The organism is Streptomyces sp. NPDC060049 (assembly GCF_042736715.1).
Lineage (GTDB): Bacteria > Actinomycetota > Actinomycetes > Streptomycetales > Streptomycetaceae > Streptomyces.
Genome location: NZ_JBHWVV010000012.1, coordinates 24,595 through 46,991 on the forward strand (window position 1 = coordinate 24,595; position 22,397 = coordinate 46,991).

General features: G+C 69.7%; 21 protein-coding genes. 12 read left to right on the forward strand and 9 right to left on the reverse strand.

The annotated features are described in order from the left end of the window. Positions 1-117: 117 nt before the first annotated feature. Positions 118-726 (reverse strand): GPP34 family phosphoprotein, encoded by a 609-nt coding sequence (locus ACFWBY_RS22665; RefSeq protein ID WP_385334026.1) that lies wholly within the window; start codon positions 724-726, stop codon positions 118-120. Between the two features lie 370 nt (positions 727-1,096). Here ACFWBY_RS22665 and ACFWBY_RS22670 point away from each other — a divergent pair, with 370 nt between their 5' ends. Next, entirely contained in the window at positions 1,097-1,972 is an 876-nt protein-coding gene (locus tag ACFWBY_RS22670) for a hypothetical protein (protein WP_385334023.1), read from the forward strand. A 271-nt stretch (positions 1,973-2,243) separates the two neighbouring features. Here the strand turns inward: ACFWBY_RS22670 and ACFWBY_RS22675 are convergent, their stop codons facing one another. Next, positions 2,244-2,777 (reverse strand): hypothetical protein, encoded by a 534-nt coding sequence (locus ACFWBY_RS22675; RefSeq protein ID WP_385334021.1) that lies wholly within the window; start codon positions 2,775-2,777, stop codon positions 2,244-2,246. 220 nt (positions 2,778-2,997) lie between these two features. Here ACFWBY_RS22675 and ACFWBY_RS22680 point away from each other — a divergent pair, with 220 nt between their 5' ends. Continuing rightward, a complete protein-coding gene (locus tag ACFWBY_RS22680; RefSeq protein ID WP_385334018.1) occupies positions 2,998-3,198 on the forward strand; it encodes a hypothetical protein in 201 nt (66 codons plus the stop codon). 166 nt (positions 3,199-3,364) lie between these two features. Here the strand turns inward: ACFWBY_RS22680 and ACFWBY_RS22685 are convergent, their stop codons facing one another. Then, positions 3,365-4,996: a hypothetical protein gene (locus ACFWBY_RS22685; RefSeq protein ID WP_385334015.1), complete on the reverse strand. Its 1,632-nt coding sequence runs from the start codon at positions 4,994-4,996 to the stop codon at positions 3,365-3,367. Positions 4,997-6,114: 1,118 nt separating this feature from the next. Here ACFWBY_RS22685 and ACFWBY_RS22690 point away from each other — a divergent pair. The 6 genes from ACFWBY_RS22690 (at position 6,115) to ACFWBY_RS22715 (ending at position 10,769) form a co-directional block, all read left to right on the forward strand. Further along, on the forward strand, positions 6,115-6,543 hold the full coding sequence (locus ACFWBY_RS22690; RefSeq protein ID WP_385409696.1) for a GNAT family N-acetyltransferase: 429 nt from the start codon (positions 6,115-6,117) through the stop codon (positions 6,541-6,543). A 354-nt stretch (positions 6,544-6,897) separates the two neighbouring features. Continuing rightward, complete coding sequence (locus tag ACFWBY_RS22695; RefSeq protein WP_385334009.1) at positions 6,898-7,566, forward strand: hypothetical protein; 669 nt, start codon at positions 6,898-6,900, stop codon at positions 7,564-7,566. Between the two features lie 62 nt (positions 7,567-7,628). Beyond that, entirely contained in the window at positions 7,629-7,991 is a 363-nt protein-coding gene (locus tag ACFWBY_RS22700) for a hypothetical protein (protein WP_385334007.1), read from the forward strand. A gap of 398 nt (positions 7,992-8,389) precedes the next feature. Beyond that, positions 8,390-9,085, forward strand: coding sequence for a hypothetical protein (locus ACFWBY_RS22705; RefSeq protein ID WP_385334004.1), 696 nt, complete (start codon positions 8,390-8,392; stop codon positions 9,083-9,085). Positions 9,086-9,134: 49 nt separating this feature from the next. Further along, positions 9,135-9,962, forward strand: a complete 828-nt coding sequence (locus ACFWBY_RS22710) for an arylamine N-acetyltransferase (protein ID WP_385334002.1) — start codon at positions 9,135-9,137, stop codon at positions 9,960-9,962. 327 nt (positions 9,963-10,289) lie between these two features. Continuing rightward, a complete protein-coding gene (locus tag ACFWBY_RS22715; protein WP_385333999.1) occupies positions 10,290-10,769 on the forward strand; it encodes a GNAT family N-acetyltransferase in 480 nt (159 codons plus the stop codon). 117 nt (positions 10,770-10,886) lie between these two features. Here the strand turns inward: ACFWBY_RS22715 and ACFWBY_RS22720 are convergent, their stop codons facing one another. Together ACFWBY_RS22720 and ACFWBY_RS22725 are read right to left on the reverse strand one after the other, a co-directional pair. Next, positions 10,887-11,513: a 2'-5' RNA ligase family protein gene (locus ACFWBY_RS22720; RefSeq protein ID WP_385333997.1), complete on the reverse strand. Its 627-nt coding sequence runs from the start codon at positions 11,511-11,513 to the stop codon at positions 10,887-10,889. A 521-nt stretch (positions 11,514-12,034) separates the two neighbouring features. Next, the gene (locus tag ACFWBY_RS22725) at positions 12,035-12,490 is read right to left on the reverse strand and encodes an RpiB/LacA/LacB family sugar-phosphate isomerase (RefSeq protein ID WP_385333994.1); all 456 of its coding nucleotides are present in this window, start codon (positions 12,488-12,490) and stop codon (positions 12,035-12,037) included. 611 nt (positions 12,491-13,101) lie between these two features. Between ACFWBY_RS22725 and ACFWBY_RS22730 the strand changes: the two genes are divergently transcribed. Together ACFWBY_RS22730 and ACFWBY_RS22735 are read left to right on the forward strand one after the other, a co-directional pair. Further along, on the forward strand, positions 13,102-13,803 hold the full coding sequence (locus tag ACFWBY_RS22730; RefSeq protein ID WP_385333991.1) for an HAD family acid phosphatase: 702 nt from the start codon (positions 13,102-13,104) through the stop codon (positions 13,801-13,803). Positions 13,804-14,718: 915 nt separating this feature from the next. After that, positions 14,719-15,462, forward strand: coding sequence for an NPP1 family protein (locus ACFWBY_RS22735; RefSeq protein WP_385334104.1), 744 nt, complete (start codon positions 14,719-14,721; stop codon positions 15,460-15,462). A gap of 1,036 nt (positions 15,463-16,498) precedes the next feature. Here the strand turns inward: ACFWBY_RS22735 and ACFWBY_RS22740 are convergent. After that, complete coding sequence (locus ACFWBY_RS22740; protein ID WP_385334102.1) at positions 16,499-17,626, reverse strand: glycoside hydrolase family 64 protein; 1,128 nt, start codon at positions 17,624-17,626, stop codon at positions 16,499-16,501. Between the two features lie 280 nt (positions 17,627-17,906). On the opposite strand from ACFWBY_RS22740, the gene ACFWBY_RS22745 reads away from it, so the two are divergent. Then, positions 17,907-18,527, forward strand: coding sequence for a nucleoside/nucleotide kinase family protein (locus ACFWBY_RS22745; protein WP_385333988.1), 621 nt, complete (start codon positions 17,907-17,909; stop codon positions 18,525-18,527). Positions 18,528-18,583: 56 nt separating this feature from the next. On the opposite strand, the gene ACFWBY_RS22750 is transcribed toward ACFWBY_RS22745, so the two are convergent. Then, positions 18,584-19,081, reverse strand: a complete 498-nt coding sequence (locus ACFWBY_RS22750; protein WP_385333985.1) for a hypothetical protein — start codon at positions 19,079-19,081, stop codon at positions 18,584-18,586. Positions 19,082-19,217: 136 nt separating this feature from the next. Continuing rightward, on the reverse strand, positions 19,218-20,411 hold the full coding sequence (locus tag ACFWBY_RS22755) for a serine hydrolase domain-containing protein (protein ID WP_385333982.1): 1,194 nt from the start codon (positions 20,409-20,411) through the stop codon (positions 19,218-19,220). Between the two features lie 324 nt (positions 20,412-20,735). Here ACFWBY_RS22755 and ACFWBY_RS22760 point away from each other — a divergent pair, with 324 nt between their 5' ends. Next, positions 20,736-21,176 carry a hypothetical protein gene (locus ACFWBY_RS22760; RefSeq protein WP_385333980.1) on the forward strand — a complete coding sequence of 147 codons (441 nt, stop codon included), beginning with the start codon at positions 20,736-20,738 and terminating at the stop codon, positions 21,174-21,176. A 182-nt stretch (positions 21,177-21,358) separates the two neighbouring features. Here ACFWBY_RS22760 and ACFWBY_RS22765 read toward each other — a convergent pair whose 3' ends face one another. Beyond that, positions 21,359-22,372 carry a VOC family protein gene (locus tag ACFWBY_RS22765; protein WP_385409692.1) on the reverse strand — a complete coding sequence of 338 codons (1,014 nt, stop codon included), beginning with the start codon at positions 22,370-22,372 and terminating at the stop codon, positions 21,359-21,361. Positions 22,373-22,397: the final 25 nt, after the last annotated feature.

Here is a 22,397-nt window from a genome sequence, read left to right on the forward strand (position 1 = left end):
GGTACTTCAGCGCGGTGAAGGATGCTGGTGCGCACGGCATGCCGACGGCGGCTTCGCCCCGGCGGTGACCGATGGAGTTCTCTACGGGGGGCCGGGGAGCCTGCGGACGCTCCGTCGTCATCCGGCGCCGCCCCGCCAAATGTTGTCGAAAGCCGCGTCCTCGATGGCTCGGCGTTGTCGTACGGCCGCCAGTTCCACCAACGCGTCGTTGACGGTGGCCAGCACGGTTGCGACGTCGTCGGCCAAGTCCGGAGTGTCTTCCGTCCGCTTTCCGCGGACCCCTACGGCCTCCGCGAGGGTGGCGAGTACGGGTTCGTCCGAAGCCCAGCGGTCCGCAGACCGGCGGCGGCTGGGCGAATCGACCAGCACCAGCTGACCGGCCCGGAAGGAGATCCCGCGGCGGCGTTGCCTGATGAGCTGCCCTTCCTGCTCGAGCGCGGCTTGGTAGGCCGCGGACAGACCGCGGCCCCTGCGCCACAGCCAGTCGGCGACCGACTCGTAAGGCACCTCCCGAACGAGCGACGCGGCTGCCTCGTCCAACAGGTGATCAACCAGGGTCGGCTGATCACCCGGCACGATGTGATCCCCGTCCAGCCTGATGGCCTGGGCGGCGAGGAGGTCGATCACCTCGGCCCCTGCGAGCGCAAGCGACAGGTCGCCTTGTTCGACAGGGCGACTGGACTCCAGGTCCATGGAAACGATCAACAAGTCCCGCGGAGTGGTCATCAACGGCTCCTCTCGGCCGTGCAGGAATGCCGCCGGCCAATCATTGATCGACTGTACGACGAGGGCCGGGCGGCCGTGACTGATTCCCGGTGACCCGTGGCAGCGGCGAGCCCTGCAGCGGCACTTGAGGGGCTGCCGCTGGGGGAGGCGGTGGCCCTTCGCTCGCCCTGCCGGTGTCGCATGTGCGCTGTTCGGCTGCGGCGGCGGTGTCAGCGGTGTCAGCGGTGTCGGCGGCGGCGGCGGTGTTGGGTGGCGGGGAGGGGGGCGCACGAAGAATTAATTGAACGCGTTCAGTCCGGCTGGCAGAATGGATCCACGCCGCCAGTCTGGCGAACGCGTTCATTTCGCCGTGCCGCGAGGGGGGTTGGCCGTGCATCAGGAGCGGTCGTACGGCCGGATGCTGTTGGTCTCGGCGCTGGCGGGATGCTTGGAGGTCGCGCTCGCCGTCGTCGTGGTCCTTCTGTACGTCCGGACGGAACCGCCGCCGGACACCCCGGTCGACTACGCCGCCCTGGTGGCGGCCCTGTTCTCCTTAGGCGTGATCGTCGGGGTGATCGCGTTCGTGCTGTCCCTGGTCTTCGTGCTGCCGGCGGTGGCGCTGGCCGACCTGCTCGGCCGCCGCATCGGCGGCCGCGAGGCGTGGTGGTGGGTTCCGCTCACGGTGGCGGCCCTGGTGGCACCGCCGATCGCGGCCTTCGCGGCGTACAACAGCGTGGACACGCGGCTCGTGCTCGTCTTCTGGGCGGACGCCACGGCCGCACTCTCCGTGGGCGGCTTGGTCGCCCGGCCCCGGCACCCGGGACTGGTCCGGCAAGTGGCCCTGGGGGGCGCCGCGGTGGTGGTGGGAACGGGCCTCCTCGGCGCCCTCGGGCTCACCTCCGGCCTGCTGCCCGCGTACGAGCCGCCGGCGATCGGTGCGGAGACCATGGTCGGCACCTGGGTCGACCACACGGGCGGAAGGTTGGTCTTCACCTCGGACGGCCGGGTCACGGCCGCCGGCGTCGGCAATCACCGCCCCTCCGACGAACCCGGCGACCCGTCACGGCGGTGCTCGGGTTCCGGCACCTGGTCGTACGAGCCCGGGTGGAACGTCTGGACCCAGGAGGTCCGCGTCCACGTCCCCGGGTGTTTTTGGCAGGCGTGGGGCGTCGGCGGCACCGACCGGGAGCCCGGGATCCACCAGAACGTCGGTCCCTCGGATTCCGGAAAGCTGTACCAGCTGCGGAAAGGCGCCGACGGATCCTGATCCCGGAACGCTTCTTCCGCGTCGTCGCCGCCTGAACGAAGACGCAAGGGGCCGATGCGGAGCCGGTCGTCCGACCGGCCGCCTCAGGGCGGCGCCGGCGTGTCGAGGGGACCACCTGTTTTCGGTGCCCGGCGCCATTCGACCTCTTCCCCCGCGCAGCAGAGCACTGCGGAGAGGTCTGTGTCGGCGTTCTGCCGCTGGACAGCAGGTAGCCCCCACCCGAGCGAGGGCAGGGGCTCTCTCAGCGCCCGCTGGTGAGGCGTTGGTCAGGTCAGCACGGCTTGATGAAGTACACGGGAGACCAGTCCACGTTGCTGCTGCTGCCCTTCGCGGTGTGGTAAAAGCGGATGGTTCGGTCGGAGTTGTAGAACCAGGCCTTCGTACCCCACGTCTGGTTGTTGTTGAAGGAGCCGATCCCTACCCCGTTGAAGTTGTAGAGCCCGCAGTAGTAGTAGTCGTAGTAGTAGCCGAGGCCGTCCGTGATGCAGAGGTGGCCGTTGCCGCACGCCAGTGCGACACCCGGGGCGGCGAGGTCCCGGGCCTGGGCCTGGCCCGGCGCGCTGACCGTCACCGTGCCGAACTCGGTGGCGAGCTTGTTCGCCGAGATCTGCCGGCTTCCGGTGTGGTCGGCCAGGTAGGCGTCGACCTTGTTCTGGAGCCGGCCCGCCTGGGCACTGGTCAGTCCTGCCGCGCGGGCCTGTTGGCCGTAGACGGACGGTTGGGCTGCGGCCGACGCCTGCCCGGCAAGGGACGTGCCCCCCAGTAGAGCGGCCGCAGCGGCAATCACCGCGAAAAGCTTGCGCACGTACACGGTGCCTCCTCGTAGAGACCGGGGAAACCCTCATTGGGCCTCCCGCGTATGCCGACGGTCCCCTACGTGAGCCGTGGAGCACCATGGTTTTACCCCTGGCCGAATAGTGCCGTCCGGGGTGCCCGCGACGCCGTCTCGCCCCTTGTAGCCGGCGCCGCCACCGCCGCGGCCCTCACCATCTGGCTCCGCACGTGACCGGCCGTACAGGTCTCAGGTGTTCTCACCACGCACGGACAGCTCCTCCCGGTGCTGGGGGCGGATCGTCGGCGGCTCGGGCATCCTGGCCCGCCTGGCGCCGCACGGCGGCTACCTGTCCGTTCCCCACGGCGGCCACCTCCTGGGCAACGCACGGCCCGACTGGCTGCCCCACCTCGGCGACCACCTCGTGCGCACCCTGACGGGAACACCCGAGTAGACCGTTTCACCGGCAGGACCATCCTCATCACCGGAGGCGGCACGGGCCTGGCGTGGTTTCCTCGCGCTACGGGTCTGCGGGTCCTGCCCGGAACGCAATGACATCGGCTCCCGCCGCGCGTGATCAGCGCAGCGGGAGCCGATGTCGGTGGTGGCTCGGAGCCTGACTACGGGGCGTCCAGCTGAGCCTTGCTGTGGGCGTAGAGGACGCGCTCACACACGAGGCCCAGGCACGGCGCCGACTTGCCGTCTTCGAGGGCCTCGGCGTTCACCGCCGGACCGTAGTGTTCGGAGACCGACCACAGACGCTGCGCGCCGCGTTCGTAGTAGAGGTCTTCGGCACCCGTGGCGGTTTTGATCGCGCTGCCGTTGGACACCAGCTCACCGTTGCTCCACTTGTAACGCCAGAGGTTGCCCGGGTCGTTGTGGCCGGCACTCTGGTTGACGTACAGCTTCTCGCCCATCGCCAGCGCACCCTGAGCGCCACCGTTGGTCATCGGCAGGTAGTTGGCCCAGCCTTCGGCCGCCACCTCGCCGGAACGGTTCTCGAGGTTCTTGACGGGGAACGAGGCGATCCGCCCGGGGGAGGGGTAGCCGCTCTCAGGACGGCAGTACTCACCCATGATCAGCCGGTCCGGTGTCGTGCTGCGGTCGAGCGACAGGTAGGACGCCTTCGGGGCGCCCGTGCTGACGCACTTGAACGAACCCGAGGGGTTGGACTGCTCGGCCTTGAACTTCCAGGCTGCCACCTGCGGCATCACGTAGCGGTAGCCGAAGCCGTACCAGACGTTGTTCTGGCGGCCGACCTTGGTCTTGTCCTCGACGTTGGACGTGGTCTTCACCCCGTCGGTGTCCGCGCCCATCTCGTCACCGGCCTTGCCGTCCCCGTTGGGATCCAGGTCCATGATCTTCTCCATGTCGAAGATCCGGATGCCGTTCCGGGTGTCGGCGACGTAGAGATAGTGGCCGTACCAGACCATGCCGCCCGCGTGCAGGCCGTTCTGCATGTGTTCGTCCGGGTTCGGAACCGTCGAGCCCTCGTCGGAGTGCACTCCGTCGAAGGAGACGTGGTCGGAATTGTTCATGTACGTCCAGGCCAGCAGCACATGCCGGTACTTCACCGTGCCGTCGGTGCGGCGCTGCACGAAGGAGATCCGCACACCCTTCTGGCTGCAGGCGTCGTTCGCCTTCAACTCGTCGGGGTTGCAGTCGCCCACCTCGTTCCCATTGCTGTCGCGACCCGGGTCCCAGTTGTCGTAGGACGCGTAGAGCTGGATGTTCGCGTCGTTGCCGACGCCGTACTGCTCATTGTCCGCGGCGTCCGAGACGCCGGTCATGGCCTGCGGGATCCACTCGCGCGAGGTCGAGTCGTCGCCCTCCAGGCACCACTTGAGGGCCGGAGCGGGTGCCGTGCCGAACGGGTCACGGCTGCACGACGTGGTGTTGACGGTGCGGTTGGCACTGGCGAGGAGCTTCGATACGCCCGCCTTCGGCAGTACGCCGTCGAGACGGGCGACGCGGTCGGCGGTCGTTCCGTTCATCGCGCCGGCCTGCAGGACGAAGTCCGAGGGGTCGGCCTTGCCGCCGGGGCTGCTCCACGCCCTGGTGCCCAAGGGCGCGGCACCGCTCGCAGCTGTCTGCGGATCCTGGCGCCACGATTCGGGCACCGGCGGAGGAGTCCCCTCCGCGTGGGCCGGGGCCGACAGGCCGGTCAGCACCAGCGTGACTGCGGTGGTGGCCGTCAGCCACGCCCGGCGTATTCGAATGCGGGACGAGCGCCGGGACATGCGTGGGGACATGCGTATTGCCTCCGTTGTTACTGCTGTTGCTGCTGCGTCAGCTGAATCGAACGAAGGCTTTCAGGGCGCTTGTACGGAAAGCAAGCGTGATCGATGGGCCAACCACGCACGCTCGAACGGGATGTGGGGTGTTGCCCCGGAACCTCCGATTCCGGGCCAACGTCCCAGGCCGTGTGGATACGTGTGGCCGCCGCGGTGTCCGCAGTGGCTCTGGAGATCCTGGTGAACCGGCGTCGGTGATGGCGACGTCGAGGGCTGCCCGGCTATCCGACGAAACGGGTGGTGATGTCGCAGGCCGGCCCAGGCGGGTCCCGGTAGGTGGCCGACCAGGACTTGTAGCCTGGCGTAGTCCAGCGCGACTTGGCGTGGTGGGTGGGATGGTGAGGCCGCGATACTCGAGCAGTCGCCGGCTTTGAGGAGAGAGCGGTGCATGGCCGCGCGAGTCCCGATTCCTGGCCGCCGCACCCGACCGAGCTCCTCGTCGTCCTCCAACTCGAACACGCGCTATCGGACGGTGCTCTCGCTCGTCTCGGCCGGCCGCACCAAGCTCGGGCGCCGTTGCCCCCAACATGCGGGCATCCACCGGCAGCAGACCTAGCTGCCGCCCGCTCAGGTACGGGAGCAACATCACAAACGTTAGGGCGAGTTGAGGTCTTGCCGACGGCGACCTTGGCTCCGTACGTCTCCCGTGCCTTGCAGTCGTCGCGGTGGCCGGGCAGAGGCGGGCCGGCGGCGACGCCGATCCGCGTCTGCGCCTTCATGCCGCAGCATCGTCGCCATTTTGCCGAACTGTTGCGGGCGCACGTTGCGGGGCCCCCCGGGTACTGCCCCTGGCGGGACAGGGCATGACTCGGTCGCCCGAACGGAATCGGCGTGAGAGCCTCACGCCCGTGGCCACCGGAAGCGAGGTAGGAGAGCTGTCGCCCCAGCGCGGCTGCGGACGACCGTCCCTCAGGAAGTGCTGTCGATCCTGACGGACCGGCAGCGGTAAAGCAGTTCGTTCAGGGTGCCCGTGGCATTACCGTGGCGCGATGGTGCATGTGCGGGAGATGGATGGGGCTGACATCGAGGCCGTCTCGACGATCCGTGTCCGGGGATGGCAGGCGGCGTACGCCGGCATGGTTCCCCAGACGTACTTGGATGCCCTGACGGTCGAAGGTGATGCCGGTCGACGGCGGCAGCGGTTCTCTCAACCCGGTCGGACGTCACGAGACCTTGTGGCGCTCGGTGACCGTGGCCCAGTGGGTTGGGTCTGCTTCGGGCCGTGTGGGACCGAGATGTCTACTCCGGGGCGGGCAGGCGAGGTCTACGCCCTCTACGTCTCTCCCGATCTGATCGGCCAGGGCATCGGCAGGAGGCTCCTGGACGAGGCACACGCGCAGATGAAGAAGCAGGGCTTCGAGGTGTCGGTCTTGTGGGTTCTTTGTGACAACCAACGAGCCCGGCGCTTCTACGAGCAAGCCGGCTATCAAGCCGACGGGGCGGCGCAAGACGACGTCTACGACGAGATCACACTCACGGAGCTCCGCTACCGGTGCGTGCTCTGAGTTCAGCGCCGATGGGTGCATCCTGGTCGGTTTCGGCTCGATGACGTGCACTACACGGCTGCGATGCCCACCGGCGCTCCGCCCGGTGCGGGGTGCGCCTGCATCATCTGGCCCATGGCGACGGCGGTTGCCCCGCCATACGCCCACCTGCTTGATCGTCGGTTGCCGGCGGCAAACCTGGTCACACGCAGCGGCGAGGATCAAGGGAGGAGTGGGGTCGCGAACCACCCCCGCCGAGTCTTCTCGCGGTGCTCCGGGTGCCCGGGGCTTCCCCTCCGATCGCTCTCCGACCTGCGAATGAGATCATGAGGGCCGGAAGCGCCGTCGTGCGGCGGCGCGGGGGAAGGACTGAGCGTGGCCCAGGGGCGGATGACGTACAACGTGCGGTACGGGACGTCCTTGCCGGTCGTCGTGCGTCACGGCGACGGCGCGGGACGCGAGGGGGATATCGCCATCGGGCTGCTCTGCCGCGTGCCCGACGGCCACGGAGGCGCCGCGCACTCCTCCGCCCGTACCTTCGACATCGTCGGTGAGGGCCAGATCGCGATCGCCCGGGTGTCGACGGAGGGGACGGGATCGCGCGTGAGCGGACGCCCCGCCGTGTACCGCGTCGACGACCCGCACGGCGCCCCGCTGGGCCGGATCACGTACCGGCGCGGCCGCGCCCTGCGCGGCGCCCGAGCCCGCTGGACCGTCGAGTCGGTGACCGGACACTCCGTACGCGGTTTCCGCGGGCGCCTGTTCTGGTGGGCCGTGTGGTGGCCCGTCGGCCTGCCCGTGAGCCTGGTGTGGCTGATCCTGTCCCTCCTCGGCGAGGGCGACGACGCCTTCGGCAAGCCGCGCAGGGTGATCTGGCGCGACTCCTCACGGCGGGCGCACCTCGTCTTTCGGGGCGTCGCGGACGAGTACCGGGTCCTCGACGGGAGCTGGGACCCCCGGCTGGTGGCCGCGCTGCTCGGACTGCACCAGTCGTACGACCCGTCGGAAGGCAGCGGCGAGAACGGCTGGTACGCCAGGCCCTGAGCCGGGGCAGATCCAATGTGCGAGCTGACCAGGGCTTTAGGCGCTGACGGGGGAGGAGATCCATGGCCGGTGACACTCAGCAGACAGCCGTGCCGACAGTCGAGTCGCGCAACACACCCGCCCGGGCCGGTATCTGGGCGGCTGTTGTGGGCAGCAGCCTGATCGTGGGCATCGTCGTGACGCCCATGTTCTGGCTGATGTACGGCGGCTATTACACGGCCTGCACGTTCCTGTGCGGCATCGTAGCCATCCCGACAGGGCACCTCGGACGCCGGCGTGGCAAGCACTTGGGGGGCCGTGACCGAGGTAAGGCGCTGCTCGCCATCGTGACCGGATGGCTGCTCATCCTCTGCAGTCTGCTGCTGGTGCTCGCCTACGTCGGGCTGATCGCAGGACTCGGGTTTCTGGTCACCGTCGCAAAATGAGCCGCGGAACCGAAGGCGAATCCGGCGCTACCCAGCCGCGGGCGTTACGGGTGTGCCGGCGTCGACTGCCGGCGTCGGCGCAGGATTCGAGGACAGCCTCGGGCCCGTGGGCGGTGAGCGGATCGGCCCCCAACGGGCCCGGAAGCGCGTACCTCGTGAACGGGCGAGGAGGTTGTCGACGCGCAGAGCGGCGCGCCGACGGGGAGTTGCTGAGCTCGGGTGACGACGCGCCGCGCCAGGGGCCTGGTGGGTTGACGGAGGCTGCTGTTGGTTTCTCCCCGGTGGCTCAGGATGGTGCTACGAGCATGCGCAGGAGTCCGGGTTCGCCTATTGGCGCACCTGAGGGCCGCGCGGCCGACTGCGGCGCACAAGGGCGAGGTCGTGGAGGCGTCCGCAGCATGATCCGGGTCGCCTGGCGCCGGCAGCGCCTCCAGCTCCTCATCACCGCCCTTCTCATCGCGGCGGTGGGCGCCGTGCTGCTCTTCTACCGCTTCGACGCCGTCTCCCTCATTCAGGACCGGGGTATCGCCGGCTGCCTGCGGATCGGCGTCGACCCCTGTTCACGGAGCGCCATGGCCGCGCTGAGCTCCGAGTACAAGACGTACGTGTCCATCATCCCCATGGTGCTGCTGTGCCTGCCGGTGCTCCTCGGCGTGTTCGCCGGTGCATCGCTCTTCGCGGGCGAGTTCGAGCACGGCACCCATGTCTTCGGGCTCACCCAGTCGGTGAGCCGGCGCCGCTGGCCGGCGACCAAGCTGCTCGTCGGCGGAGGTCCGGTCACCGTCCTCATGCTCGTCCTGGGGCTGGTCGGCGCATGGGCACTGACGCCTCTCAACCACGTGACGCGCGGCCCCATGATGACCCCGGGCTTCGAAACACAGGGGCTGGTGCCGGCCGCGTACACCCCGTCAAGGCGGACTGTCATCAGGTGTCCGCGTACTGTGCAGAGTTCACGTGTACGCCGCCACCTGCCCTACCGGGACCGCCGCGCAGCGTCGGCCCGGGCCACCAGCGCGGTGAACACCCTGTCCCAGGTGCCGTTGACGGACCACCCGCCTCCATCCTGGTACGTACGAAACGGCCTGTCGACCTAGGTCCAATGGCGCATGGCGCGGCGGGCGGCAGGTCGTAAGAGTGGCTGCCATGGAACTTCTCGACTCCGCCCGTACCGACGCCTACCTGCGCCGCCTGGGCGCGGCGCGCCCCGCCCGGCCCACGGCCGCCTCGCTGCGCGAGCTGCACCTGCGTCACCTGCACACCGTGCCGTTCGAGAACCTGTCGATCCACCTCGGCGAGGACATCGTGCTCACCCGCGACGCCGTCTTCGACAAGATCGTGACCGTCGGCCGCGGCGGTATCTGTTACGAACTGAATGCCGGATTCGCCGAGTTGCTGGGCGCCCTCGGCCACCGGGTGGAGCTCCTCCAGGCCCGGGTGTACGGCAAGGACGGTGCGCTGAGCATTCCGTACGACCACCTGGCGCTACGAGTCGACGGGCGCTGGCTGGCGGACGTGGGTTTCGGCGACCACAGCGCATACCCGCTCGACCTGGACGAGCCAGGTGAGCAGAGGGATCCGGGCGGGGTGTTCCTCGTCCGGCCGGCCGGGGACGACGCGCACGGCACGAACGACGAGGTGGGCGGTGGCGGCGGCGACCTCGAGGTGCTGCGCGACGGCGTGCCTGCGTACCGGCTGGAGACCCGTCCCCGCGCACTCGCCGACTTCCTGACCGGCGCCTGGTGGCACCGCACCAGCCCGGAGTCCGGCTTCACCAGGGGCCCGGTCTGCTCCCGTCTCACCGAGGACGGAGGCCGGATCACCTTGAAGGACCACACCTTCATCACCACCTCGGCGGAAGGCGACCGCGCGGAGGAGGAGCTGGCGACCGATGAGGAAGTACGCGCCGTCTACCGTGCCGAGTTCGGCATCGAGCTCGACCGCCTGCCCGTGCCGCTCCACCCTCGGCCCTGAGCGCAGGCGACCGACGGCCACCCTGAAGATGCCGGTCGAGGAGGAACGCGCCAGGGTCCTGGCAACCGGGTGCGTGCACGTCCCAGGACCAGCCCTGAACCAGCTCAGCGCACCGGGCGGCACCAGCCTCCCCAACCTCGTCCAGCGACGCTCGCCCGCCGCCGTCAGGAGACCGATCGGGCCGCAAAGGTGCGGCCGACAGCCGCATTTGGGCTGGCGGCCGGAGTGATGGCGTGGTGTGGATCTTCAGCTGGCAGGATCAGTGGCATGTCTTCGTCTTCGAACCCTGGCCTTTGGCCCGTTTCGCTCAGCACGGACCGACTTGTCTTGCGCCCGATCGAGCGCGGTGACGTTGCCGCCCTGTCGCGGCTCTGGACCGACGCCGAGGTGCGCCGCTATCTCGGTGGGCCCGTGGCCGGGGAGACACTTCGTGCCCGCGAGGAGGGGTGCGTCGCGGCCTTCGGCGCGTTCAGCGTGGTCCTGACCACGGACAGGTCCGTGGTCGGTCTGGTGTCGGTCGAACGATGCTCGCGCCGGGGCGGCCGGACAGAGGTGTCGTATCAGCTGCTGCCAGAGCACTGGGGCTGCGGATATGGCCGCGAGGCGGTCGTCGCCGCGGTGTCCTGGGCCTTGGACGCAGTTGCCTCCGAGCGGCATGAGGTAGTCGCCGTGACCCAGAAGGCCAACGAGCGTTCCCGCAGGCTGCTCGAGTCCATCGGCATGCGACTGATCGACACCTTCGTGGAGTGGGACGCCGAGCAGGTCATGTACTCCACCGATCGAGCCGGTGCGCCGGCCCGGCCTTGAGAGGGTGCCATCCGCGACCAGCGGCCGACGGTGGCCAGACGGCTGCTGTCGGCCGGCCGCGCGGTCTGCCGCCGGCGTGAGTCGCGGCCAAGGGCGTGGGACTGGCGGGCGGAAGGTTCACGGCCCGTCCGGGTCGCCGAGCGGCACGGTGAACCGCGACTGCCAGCCTTCCTCCCTCAGCACGACCAGCTGAACCGCCGCCGCACGGGTGCGCACCGGCAGCAGGTTGCCGATCGCAGCGCGGACACAGGCGGCAGTCGTCGGGTCGTCCGCACCCATAGCCACCGTGACATGGGCGGCGGGCCGCACCCCGAAGCGGCCCTTGTACGGGCGCAACGCGGGCCACTGGGAGTGGAACGCGTCGACGATCGGTTGGAGTCCCGGAACGGTGACGGCGACGAAGCCGGGCGCCGTCACGACCTCCTCCAAGAGCAGATCAGCTGCCGGGGTACTCGCCGCCAGGGAACGCACGTCGTTCTCGTCCTGGCCTGTCAGCGCCGATTCCGGCACGAACGGGTAGAGGAGCGAGACGTGCGCCGGCACCCCACGACGCACCAGAGCCGGGTCGATACGCCACGCCGCATCGAGGAGCGGGGCGGCATCGGGCAAGACAATGACGACGGCGGTGGTCCCTGGCTCTGGCACGTCCTCATCATCGCAGGCCAGTCCGCTACTGCGCCCATTGCACTCCGAGGTGGGCGAGGTCGGCGAGTTGGGCGTGGTCGAGGCGGTCGCGACCGGCACGTTGGCTGGTGATCTAACCGCCCGCACGGTGCCGCTTCCGTCCGGGACGTGCTCGTGGCCGAGGACCGCAGGAGTACGACGAGGAGCCCTCGGACTTCGACGCGGACGAGCCCGCTTTCGTCGCGGCCCTGCAGGCCCGGGCTGCTTCCTGGCGCGTACTGTCGGCCCACAGCGCCGTTCTTGTCGCCCCGAAGCCGCCTCGTCGCTGCTGGTCTACGGCTCGCTGATCGACCACGAGTAGCCCGTTGTACAACCCGGGGCTTCGCTGACACCTTGGAGGGCCTGGTAGGCGGTTTCAACCGCCTTCTAGCTCCCGCGTCCCACACCGGAGGGGCAACTCGCGAGTTCGCCACGACCGCTGGGTCCCGGTGCGCGGCGCCACGAAACCACAGCACTAGCTCCCCCTTCGCCCGACGGGCGTCTTCGCAGCCAGCCCTCAGCGGGCTCGCATCCCACGGGGGAGCGGGCCGGATCGCGGTGGTGGAAGCGATCCACCCACCCGCGGGCGTGACCCTCTTCGTTCAGGGTGTGGTTCTGGTGCTGTCGAGCTGTTCGATGCGCGCCACGTTTTCCTGGTCCTCGGGGTCCGTGCTCACCGAGGCGGTGAACCAGGCGTCGAGGATCTCTTTGAGGAGCGGTTCCGAGGTCAGGCGCAAGCTGAGGGCGAGTACGTTGGCGTGGTTCCAGCGGCGCGCACCGTCCGCGGTATAGGCGTCTGTGCACAGGGCCGCGCGCACGCCGGGCACCTTGTTCGCGGCGATCGACGCGCCCGTACCGGTCCAGCAGCACACGACTGCCTGGTCGGCGTTTCCGACAGCGACCTCGCGAGCCGCCGCTTCCGAGCAGGCCGCCCATTGCGGATCGTCGCCGGGGCGCAGCGCCCCGAACGTCACCACATCGTGTCCGCGGTCGCGCAGTTCCCCGAGGAGGGCGTGAGCCACGGGTTCGTCCATGTCCGAGGAAACGCAGATCCGCATGCCCCGAGACTAACCGGCCGTACGACGGACGATCGCCGCGAGGCGCGCAATGAGCGCCTCGGCGCTACCGCGGTTGACCGCGTGCAGCTGTCCGGGCGCCCCGGGCGCCTCGCCGGCTCCAGTCCCCAGGTCGGCGACCCGGGGCGTACCGGTCAGATACCGCGGGCGTGCCGCCCACGGCTTGCCCCATGGCCACGACGTCCGGTGTGCCTCATCGATGACCACCATGTCTCTACCGGCCGACTCCGAACGCACGGGCTTTACGAGGACTGACACGCGACGAGGGCCCGCCAACTTCTTCTGCGACACCTCCAACTCGAACTCGCCGCCCAGCGCGGCGCCGGCGAACCACGTCGTGTTCTGGGCCCCGTTCCTTGTTGCGGAAGTCGATCACTCCATCACGTGCGACAACGCCCCAAGCGGTCCGGCACCACTGATAGACGACACCACGCTCACATCGCCACGTTGAGCGCCCTTCACACGGGGCCGTAGGGGGGCGGAGATCGTTTCCTTCACCTTGATTCACCGCCCGGCCACGAAAAGTTTCCTACCGGCCAGTAGACATGGGGATGAATCTGGCCAACGCTGGTCGCGTACATGCCAGTTATGACATGACCCAGGAGCGCCCCCACATGCTCGACACCCGCCGCACCCGCACCCGCACGACTCGCGCCGCCGCCGCCGGCGTCGCCGTCGCGTCCGCAGTCCTGACCCTGCTGCCCGCCACCGCCGCCGAGGCGGCGCCGGTCCGGCCCACTGCCGTGACCATGTCGGTGTCTGCCTCCGCGCCCGGCGGCAACGCGGCGATCCTCGGCATCGACTACGCAACCTGGCAGCGGGACGTCGCCACCGTCATCGACGCGGTCCGCCCGACCATCGAACAACGCATCGCCACCTCGCCGGCCGGTGAGAAGCCCGCGATCGTGCTCGACATCGACAACAGCTCGCTGGAGACGGACTTCCACTGGTTCTGGACCCTCCCGACCCCCGCGATCTCCAAGGTCCGCGAGCTGACCCGGTACGCCAACGAGCGCGGAGTGGCGATCTTCTTCGTCACCGCCCGCCCCGGGATCGTCTACTCCTTGACCGAATGGAACCTCAAGTCCGTCGGCTACCCCGTCTCGGGTCTGTACGTGCGCGACCTGCCCGCCCTGTTCGACGAGGTGAGCGCGTACAAGACCGCCAAGCGCACCGAGATCGAGGGCCGCGGCTACACGATCATCGCGAACATCGGGAACAACGCGAGCGACCTGGTCGGCGGCCACGCCGAACTCACCGTCAAGCTGCCGGACTACGACGGCAAGCTGTCCTGACCTCGGGAGCGGAGCTTGCTCGCGCCCGATAGCGCCGAGTCGTGGAGGATCTCCCACGTCTTCATGCGGGTGAAGACGTGCGCTGGGCGAGCCACAGCTCGGATGGTGACATGACGGCAGGGCGACATCGCCGTTGGCCGGCTCGAGCGGCAGGCGGGGTGTGCCTCCAGCACGGCCGCGGGGTGGACACCGGTACGCCGCCGTTGGCATCAACGCTCAGCTTGCTTTCTGCCCGTTCATCTGGGTCCGGTGCCACCGTCGTGGTGGGCGCGTCGGCTGTAGGAATCGTGGTCGCAAGGACACGTCCGAGGGCGTAACGGGTGCGGGCTCGCGGTCCTTCGAGCCGAGCGGGCGGCCGGGGGCGGTGCGCGTCGATCCGGTGAACGGGCTGGAGGGCCCGTCTTGGCCCGTAGGCGCCTGCACTCCCGCCGAACCGGGGCCGGGGGCATGTCCGGTTCCGCCGGCCGCTCTTACGGCCGACGCGGATCCCGCGTTCGCGGGCGAGCGAGGCGGAGCTGGGCGTGTGCGGCCGGGACGAGCCGGCTCAAGCGGTCGGCCGCTCCCGAGTCTGCTTGAGCAGCCGGAACGCTTCGCGGCTCTGCGGTGGCGCGTTCCTCCGCGCGGGCCGGCTCTGTCCGTCCTGGTTCGGACTGGCTGAGCCCAGGGTTCTGTCCGCTGACCGTACGGAGGCGTGACGGAGTCCCCCGCGATCTCCATGGTGCACTCAACTTCCCTTAGCAATAGGACAGTTCAGGACTCCTATGTAAGAAAGAGGAGTCGCCCGGACTCTTGCTGTGCCGCCCCCGTTCGCGAATGATGCTCACCGGCGTGTCGGCCGACGGTGGTCGTCATGCGCCCCCATCTCGAACCCGACCGGCCAGGAGGCACTCTTTGCGGACGAACCGTCACATCCGGATGTCGTTAGGGGTTGTTGGCGCTGCCCTCGCGCTGGTGGTCGGCGTTCCCCAGGTGGCCTTCGCGGCGCCACCCCCGGCCCTGCCCAGCCAGGCCGAAGCGATCGAGGTGGCCTTCCAGCCGGCCTATGACTACGACACCGACGGCTGCTACCCGACTGCCGCCATAGGTCAGGGCGGAGTTCTCAACGGCGGTCTCAGCCCCACCGGTGCCCTCAACGGCAACTGCCGGGACGCCTCGGACCTCGGCAACACCAACGGCTACTCCCGATGGACCTGCAACAACGGCTGGTGCGCCGTGATGTACGGGCTGTACTTCGAGAAGGACCAAGCCATACCCGGCATCAGTCTCGGCGGCCACCGCCATGACTGGGAGCACGTGGTGGTGTGGATCCAGGGCAACGAGGCCAAGTACGTCTCGACTTCCGCTCACGGCGACTTCGTCATCCACGCACGCGACCAGATCCGCTGGGAGGGCACCCACCCCAAGATCGTGTATCACAAGGACGGCATCGGCACGCACTGCTTCCGCGCGGCGAACGCGAACGACGAACCGCCCGAGAACCATCGCCAGGCGTGGCAGTTCCCCGCGCTCGTCGGATGGGCGGGCTACCCCGCGGGCCTGCGCGACAAACTGAGCCAAGCCGACTTCGGAAGCGCGCACTTCGGTCTGAAGGACGGTGCCTTCGCCTCCCACTTGGCGGAGGCCAAGCCGGCGGGCATCCCCTTCGACCCGTACCTGTAACCGGAACCCCGCGCGTCGCGTATGTCGGCCCGGGAAGAGAGCGTCTGCGGTCGCGGCACGAGGGCAGGGGCGACGCCCCGACGTCCTGTTGCCCCGGAACACGAGAGCGCTGCGCCCGCGATGGCGCGGAACTCCGGGGGCGGGTTTCGGCGGGTGGGACTGTGGTGCCCAGTTCACATCGGCCGGTGTCGAGTTCGGCGCCGATGCCGCGCCGACGAGGGCGTGCCGCGGGGCGCCCGGACTTCGCTGCCGACGGCCGCCAAGGGAATGGTGCCCGCGCAGGGCGACAGCGAGGCGGGCATCGCCGCCTGCGGCGACGAACAGGCCTGCCGGTGGATCGCGGTGCGCCACGCACCCGGCGAGGGAGTCCCTGCAGCGCACCGTCCGCCAGGCCGTCGCCCTCGCCCAGGGCGACACGGACGTGCGAGGTGCCCCCGACCCGGCCTGACGTCCGCCGCGCACCGCCGCCCCACCTGATCGGTGGAGGGCGCGGCAGTCCCGCCACGCGCGGAGACCGAGAAGGAGCCGAGGGCCGACCCTACGCAGCCGGTCGGATCGGTTGCGGCGGCGCGGCGGGCTCGGCGCCGCAAGCCCCGTCAGTCGCCGCCCCCGCCCCCGCAGCCCCCGCCGCCTCCGCACGACGAGCCGCCCCCGCAGCCGTCCCCACCGCCGCTGCCCCACGAGCCCCTGCGCCGCCGCCTGCGCGACGACCCACCGCTTCCCCTTACCCCGGCCATGATCAGCGCGACGAGGATGAACCCCGCGACCACCAGGAATTCCATGCCCCTGCCCCCATTCACCGTACGGTTTCCGGCCCCATGCGGTCCGTGCCAGGGAGATCCCCCGCCGGGGTGCCGGACCAACCGCACTTGAGGAACTCCAGAGCTTCGGGCGTCGTGACGTATACCTGCCCGGCACGTTCGTCGGCCGCCGCGGCGGGGCGCCCGAGTACGACCGGTACTGGGGCGCCCCTCCGCCTCGCCTCGCACGGCACGGACACCGCGGGCTCGGCCGACACGATTCCGGAAGAGACGACCTAGTTGAACGGCTCCAGCGTCATGAAGGCCTCCTGCGGGTTTCCGTCGTGCACCAGCGACTCGTGGGCGCCGACGTCGTCGAAGGCGAAGCCGTACGCCTTACCGTCGGCCATCTGCTCGTGGATGATGCGGGAGTAGTGGTTGGTGACGGCGTCACGGTAGAAGTCGGCGCCGTTCGCGTCGGGCTGGCCGGGGTTGGTCAGGAGCGTCGACCGGTTGTAGCCCGCGCACAGGGTGCGGGAGATCGGGCCGCGGACCAGGTCGTTGGGTGCGTCAAGCAGCTTGTAGCAGCCGAAGATGCTGTCGGAGTCCGGCTTCTGGAAGCTGGTGACCACCGCTCCCGAGCTGTTGGTGAAGTTCATGACGTTGCCCGAGACCCGGCCGTAGTACTTGGTGTTCGGCTGGTTCGCGAACGGCGTCACGGTGAGCGTCGAGGAGCTGTACTTGGTCCAGACCCGATTGACGTAGTCGTTCATGACGCCCGCCGGGATTCCGCCCGCCTCGATGCCGTGACCCGGCGAGAGCGCTCGTAGCGGTGTGCCGTCGGGGCGGTTCTGGATCAACCCTCCCCAGCCGGCCGAACGCAGCTTGTTGAAGACTGCGTTGTAGCCGCCCGGCTTGAGCCGACCGGTATTCACCACCGTACCGTTGGCCGCCTTCACACCGACCGCGTACGGAGCCGAGAACATGTCGACCTGCGTGCTGTTGATCCACAGACCGGCGTCGTTGAGGGTGTACTCGGACCAGTTGAACAGGATGTTGTGATTGGGGTCGGAGGGGTTCTGCACGGCGGGCTGCACCAGGCCGCCCGTGCTGACCTTGAAGACGAGCTTCTGGCCGACGGAGAAGTAGACGCGTCCGGAGAACTTGGGCATCCGGATCGTCTTGGTCTGCCCGTTGGCCGGACCCGCTATCGACGCGTCGGGCGCCGGGGTGGGGGGATTGCCGCCCACGGGCCAGGGGTGGAACGTGCCGTTGGCGTCGGCCCAGCCCTGTTGGCCCGTCGTGAGCAGTGTGCCCAGGTTGTAGACGTAGACCGGCTCACTCCGTCCCGAGCTGTTCTTGATCGTGAGCGGGATGGTGACCGGTACGGCCTCCGCGGACGCCGACTGGCCGAGAACCGTCAGGCATGCGGCGACGACCGACGTCGCGACCCCGAATGCCAGTACTTTCGATAAGCGGAACACGCTTTCCTCCTCGTGGGGGGACCTGATGCCGGCCAGTGCGGTGCCCGGTGAGGGAGCGGGCGGACGGAGCGACTGGACGGCTTGAAGGCTGAGAGCGCTCTCAGACTCGGGCCCCGTTCACCTTCTGTCAATGAATTCCGCACGGCTCGGGCGTGACGGCGCCCCCTCGCGGTGCCCGCTCCCGGCGCCGCGGGATGCGGTCCTAGGGCAAGATGCACAGGTGGAGAAGACGACTGAACTGGTGGCGAGGGCGGGTGCGCTCGCCGTCCGGGGAAAGCGGCGCATCCTCGGCATCGCCGGGCCGCCGGGGTCCGGAAAGTCGACGCTGGCCGCCTTGCTCGCCGACGCGCTCGGGCCGCGGGCGGCCGTGGTCGTCCCGATGGACGGATTCCACCTGGCCCAGGCCGAACTGGCCCGGCTGGGGCTGGCCGACCGCAAGGGCGCTCCGGAAACCTTCGACGCCGCCGGCTACGTCTGCCTGCTGCGCCGACTTCGCGCACCCGGCGCGGCCACGGTGTACGCCCCCGCCTTCGACCGCTCCCTCGAGGAGCCGATCGCGGGCAGCGTTCCCGTCGCCCCGGCCCTACCGCTCGTGATCACCGAGGGGAACTACCTGCTGCACGATGCGGGGGAGTGGGCGGCGGTACGGCCACTGCTGGACGAAGCCTGGTACCTCGCCCCGGACCGGGCCCTGCGCATCGAGCGCCTGGTCGAGCGGCACGTACACCACGGCAAGGATCCGGCGCACGCACGCGAGTGGGTGGCGCGCTCGGACGAGGCGAACGCCCGGCTCATCGCCCCGGGCCGCGCCCGCGCGGATCTCGTGGTCGACACGGGCTGACCCACCAGGGCCGCGGCTTCCTGCTCCGCCGCGTCCTTGGTGGGTGCGTCCTTCCGTCAGTACACGAGCTTGTAGGTCACGTCCTTGGGGACCGGCTCCGGTGCGGTGTCGGTGTAGAGGATCCTGATCGTCGTGAAGCGCCGGACGTCGGGGTGCTCGGGCCAGGCCTGCGGATTGCCCAAGGTCACCGTGACCGGGTAGGCGCGGAAACGGCCGGCCGCGCAGTAGGGGCGGCAGTCGTTCACCATGTCGGTGCCGGTGGCCGTCGCGCTCTTCGCCCCCCAGGTGTCCCACCGGAGTCCGACGAGGCGGTTGTTACCGTCACCGCAGGCCAGGAGGTACTCCTCGGGGCGCATCTGCGCCTGGGAGAAACAGTCGACGACCACGACCGGATCCAGAGGATCCACGATCCGGGCCGATGACGTACCACCGGGGTGCGCGGAGGCCGGGATCACGGCGGCCGTCATGGCCGCCGCCGTGCACAGCAGGGTGGCCATGCGCACCCGGCACCGGCGGGACGTGCGTACGGGACGGCCGGTTGCTGAAACGTTCACGAAGGACCCTCCTCGCCACTCTGCCCCCGCCGGCACTACGGCGTTCCCAGCTTCCCCCATCGGTGTGAACCTCGCACCCGCTGGGAATCGCGGCTGACGGCGCGTACGGCCTCGGCGGTCTCCACGACCGCCTGGGTCACCCGCGCAGCAGGGCGCAGACGAAGTCCTCCTCGACCTCCCGGACCTGTGCCAACAGGTCGGGGTTGCTGTTGAGGGCCGTCTGCGTGGTGATCGAGAAGGTCAGCGAGCGCCGGCCGTCCGCCGTGGCCGCCGCAAACTGCGTGTAGCCGGGCGTATTGCCGGTGTGGCCGTACACCGCCCCGCAGCGCGTGGTGTAGCGGTAGATCGCCAGGCCGGCTTCGGTGCGACCGGGTCCGGGAGGCTGGGACAGAGCGCCGGGGATGAACCTGAACTGCTGCCGTCGGGTGCGGTCCGAGACGAGCGCGCCGCCCGCGTAGCCCCGGATGAACGCGGTCAGGTCCTTCGGCGTCGAGACGATGCCCCCCGCTGCCCAGGCCCCCGAGGCGCTCACGGCCTCACTGACGTCGACGGGCCCGGCCTGCGGATCGATCTGGTAGCCGTGGAGGAAGGGCACGGGCAGCCGGTAACCCTGCGGCAGGCTCGTGGCTTCCATGCCCAACGGCTCGTAGACGAGCTCGCGCAACAGCGTCTCGTACCGGCGTCCGGTGGCGGCCTCGGCCATGAGGGCCACGGCGATGTTGTCGGAGTTGGAGTACTGGTAGCGGCTGCCCGGCCGGAATTCGAGCTCCTCGTCGGCGACGAACTCCAGCAGGCCCCGGGAATCGAAGTGGTGGCGGGGGTCCTCGGAGACGATGTCGATGAACCCCTGCGAGGCGGAATAGTCGGGCAACCCACTGGTGTGATTGAGCAGTTGGCGCAGCGTCACCCTGTGCCAGGCAGCAGGCTGACCGGGCAGCACCTCGCCGATCGTGTCGTCCAGGTGCAGCCGTCCCCGGTCGACGAGTCCCAGGGCCACCGCTCCGCTGAAGGCCTTGGCGACACTGGCGATCCGCATGTGGTCGGTCGCCTTCGGCAGCCGGCCGCTCTCCACATCGGCCACACCTGCCCGGTAGGTCTCCGTACGGTCGCCGTTACGCAGCACGGCGATGACTCCGGGAGGGCCGTCGGGCCTCTCCACCAGCTCCCGCAGCTCTTGGCGCAGAGAGGCCCGGGGCGGCGAATTGCGGTCCGCGCCGGCCTGGGCGGGCTGCACGGAGGCGGCGAGCACGGCGCCGCACACGGCGGTGGTGGCAGCCAGGCGCAGTGACGGGCGGATCCGGCCGGCGTGGCCATACGGGCGTGGGGACACGGAGGTACCTCCCGGGGAAGACGGAGCGCGGGGGCCCACGATGGCAGGAGCCGTACCGCTGCCGACGGCGACGCGGCCGCGGCCCGCCGAGCCGTGGCCCATCCGGCCCCTCGTCGGCTGGTCTCGGCTGACTGGTCATCTGCCGTGGGCATGTCCGTTGCCGGCGCCGACCCATCCTTCCCGCGCGGTAGCCGAGGAGAGGATGACCGCCTTCGTGCTCGGGCTTACGGTGAGGCCGAGACGGTGCAGCGCTCTTGGCCGGGGTTGAGACCTTGCCGGGGCCCCTGGTGCGCGGGTGGCGGCCGGGCAGGCTAGTTTGCTCGGATGAGTCTCCTTGATGATGTGGCCGAGCGCGACGGCTGGCAGTGCTGGGTGTGTGACGAACCGGTCGACCCCGACGAGTCGGTGAACGACCCGCGTGGGCCCAGTGTCGACAGCCGGACCGCCGACCGGAAGGCCAAGGTCGCCGAGCGGCTCGCACACCGCGGGTGCAACACCCGCAAGGGCGCGGTCAAGGTGGTCATCGCCTGGCCGGAGCGGCTGTACGTAGTCGAACCCGCGCCGCTGATCGCCGTTGCCGACAGGCTGGAGCGCAAGGGGGGCCGCGAGATCGTGGGCCGTTGTCCGACCAGGAAGGACGCACAAGAGGCGGCGGATTGGCTGGTGGACCGGTTCTCCCGACTGGTACCGGGGCTGCCGGTGACCGCCGCCATCGAGGCGGGCGGCGGCCAGTTCCTCGTCGTCCTCGCCACCGGCCGCCGCTGAGCGAGGATCACCCGCGCACACTCGCGTCGAGATGGTGGTCATCCGACTATCCAACGCTGCAGAGCCTGGCCGACCGGTGTGCGAAGGCACTGTGCTTTGCGCACCGGTCCCGGAAGGGTGACCGCGAACCTCTGACACCTGCCAACGAGCCGCGCCATCGGAAATGCGGTAATGCAGTGCCCCTATGCCCCCTCTCGGATCTCCCGGAAGATCAGAGCTGCACCGAGGGCCGCTTCGGCCGGAACGAAGATCTCCCCTCGGGCCGTCTCGCGTACGGGCAGTCCGTTCTCTGCAAGCAGCGTACGCACCCGGGCAATGTCAGGGACGGCGACCGTGTAGGCGACAAGCGCCGGGAGCGCGGGCGCAGCCTCACCCGGCAGCAGATCCGGGAGGTCGGCCTCGGCCACGAGGGTAACCGGCCCCTCTGCGGAGATCGGCCGGCCCAGATACTGCTCGTACCGCTGGCCCACCAGGGGGAGTTGTCCGTCAGGTACGCACAGCACCGCCTCGACGAGGTCCTGGGCGCCGTTGGGGTGGTCGAGGTGACGGGTGTCCTGATATTCCGGGTCCAAGTCGGCAACGACGCCGACCCGGCCTTCCGGCGCACCGTCGATCTCCAGGTAGCGGACGGGTTCCGTGCGCACGCCGTTGGGGGTCTCGACCGGTCGGCCGACGGTGTTCACCCCTCCGTGGTCGACGCCGGCAGCGGTGAGCCGGGTTCCCGTGCCGTCGATGTCCGGCGAGGAGAACATCAGGATGTGGAGTCCTTCGAAGCGATCACGCCATCCGGCCAGCTGGGCGCTGGTCGCCTCGATCCGCGACAGGACCAGGAAGAGCTTCTCCGGAGGTGCCTGGAGCGCAACGATCCGCGCGTCAGGTGGCAGGCCCGCCATGTTCCCGGACTCCACCGGGGTCACCAACTCGACGAAGCTCCGGGAGAGGTCGGCGTGGGTGTTCGCTGCCCCGAAGGGCTCTGGCGCGGCACCCTCACGGGGTGCCAGCGCCGGCACGCTGGGCGGCGGAACCTGAAAGCCGAGCCGCCGGTAGAGCGCTATGGCCTGTGCCATGTCGCTGACGACGTGGCCGACGTGATGTAAGCGCGTGATGTCGTGAAGCATGGCCTCACCGTAGGCCCACCGGGAAGCCCGCGGAGAGCACTTCCGCCCCCTGTGCCGACGGACGAAGCTGGTCCTCATGGCCCGAGGCAAGCGGCTGGATCCT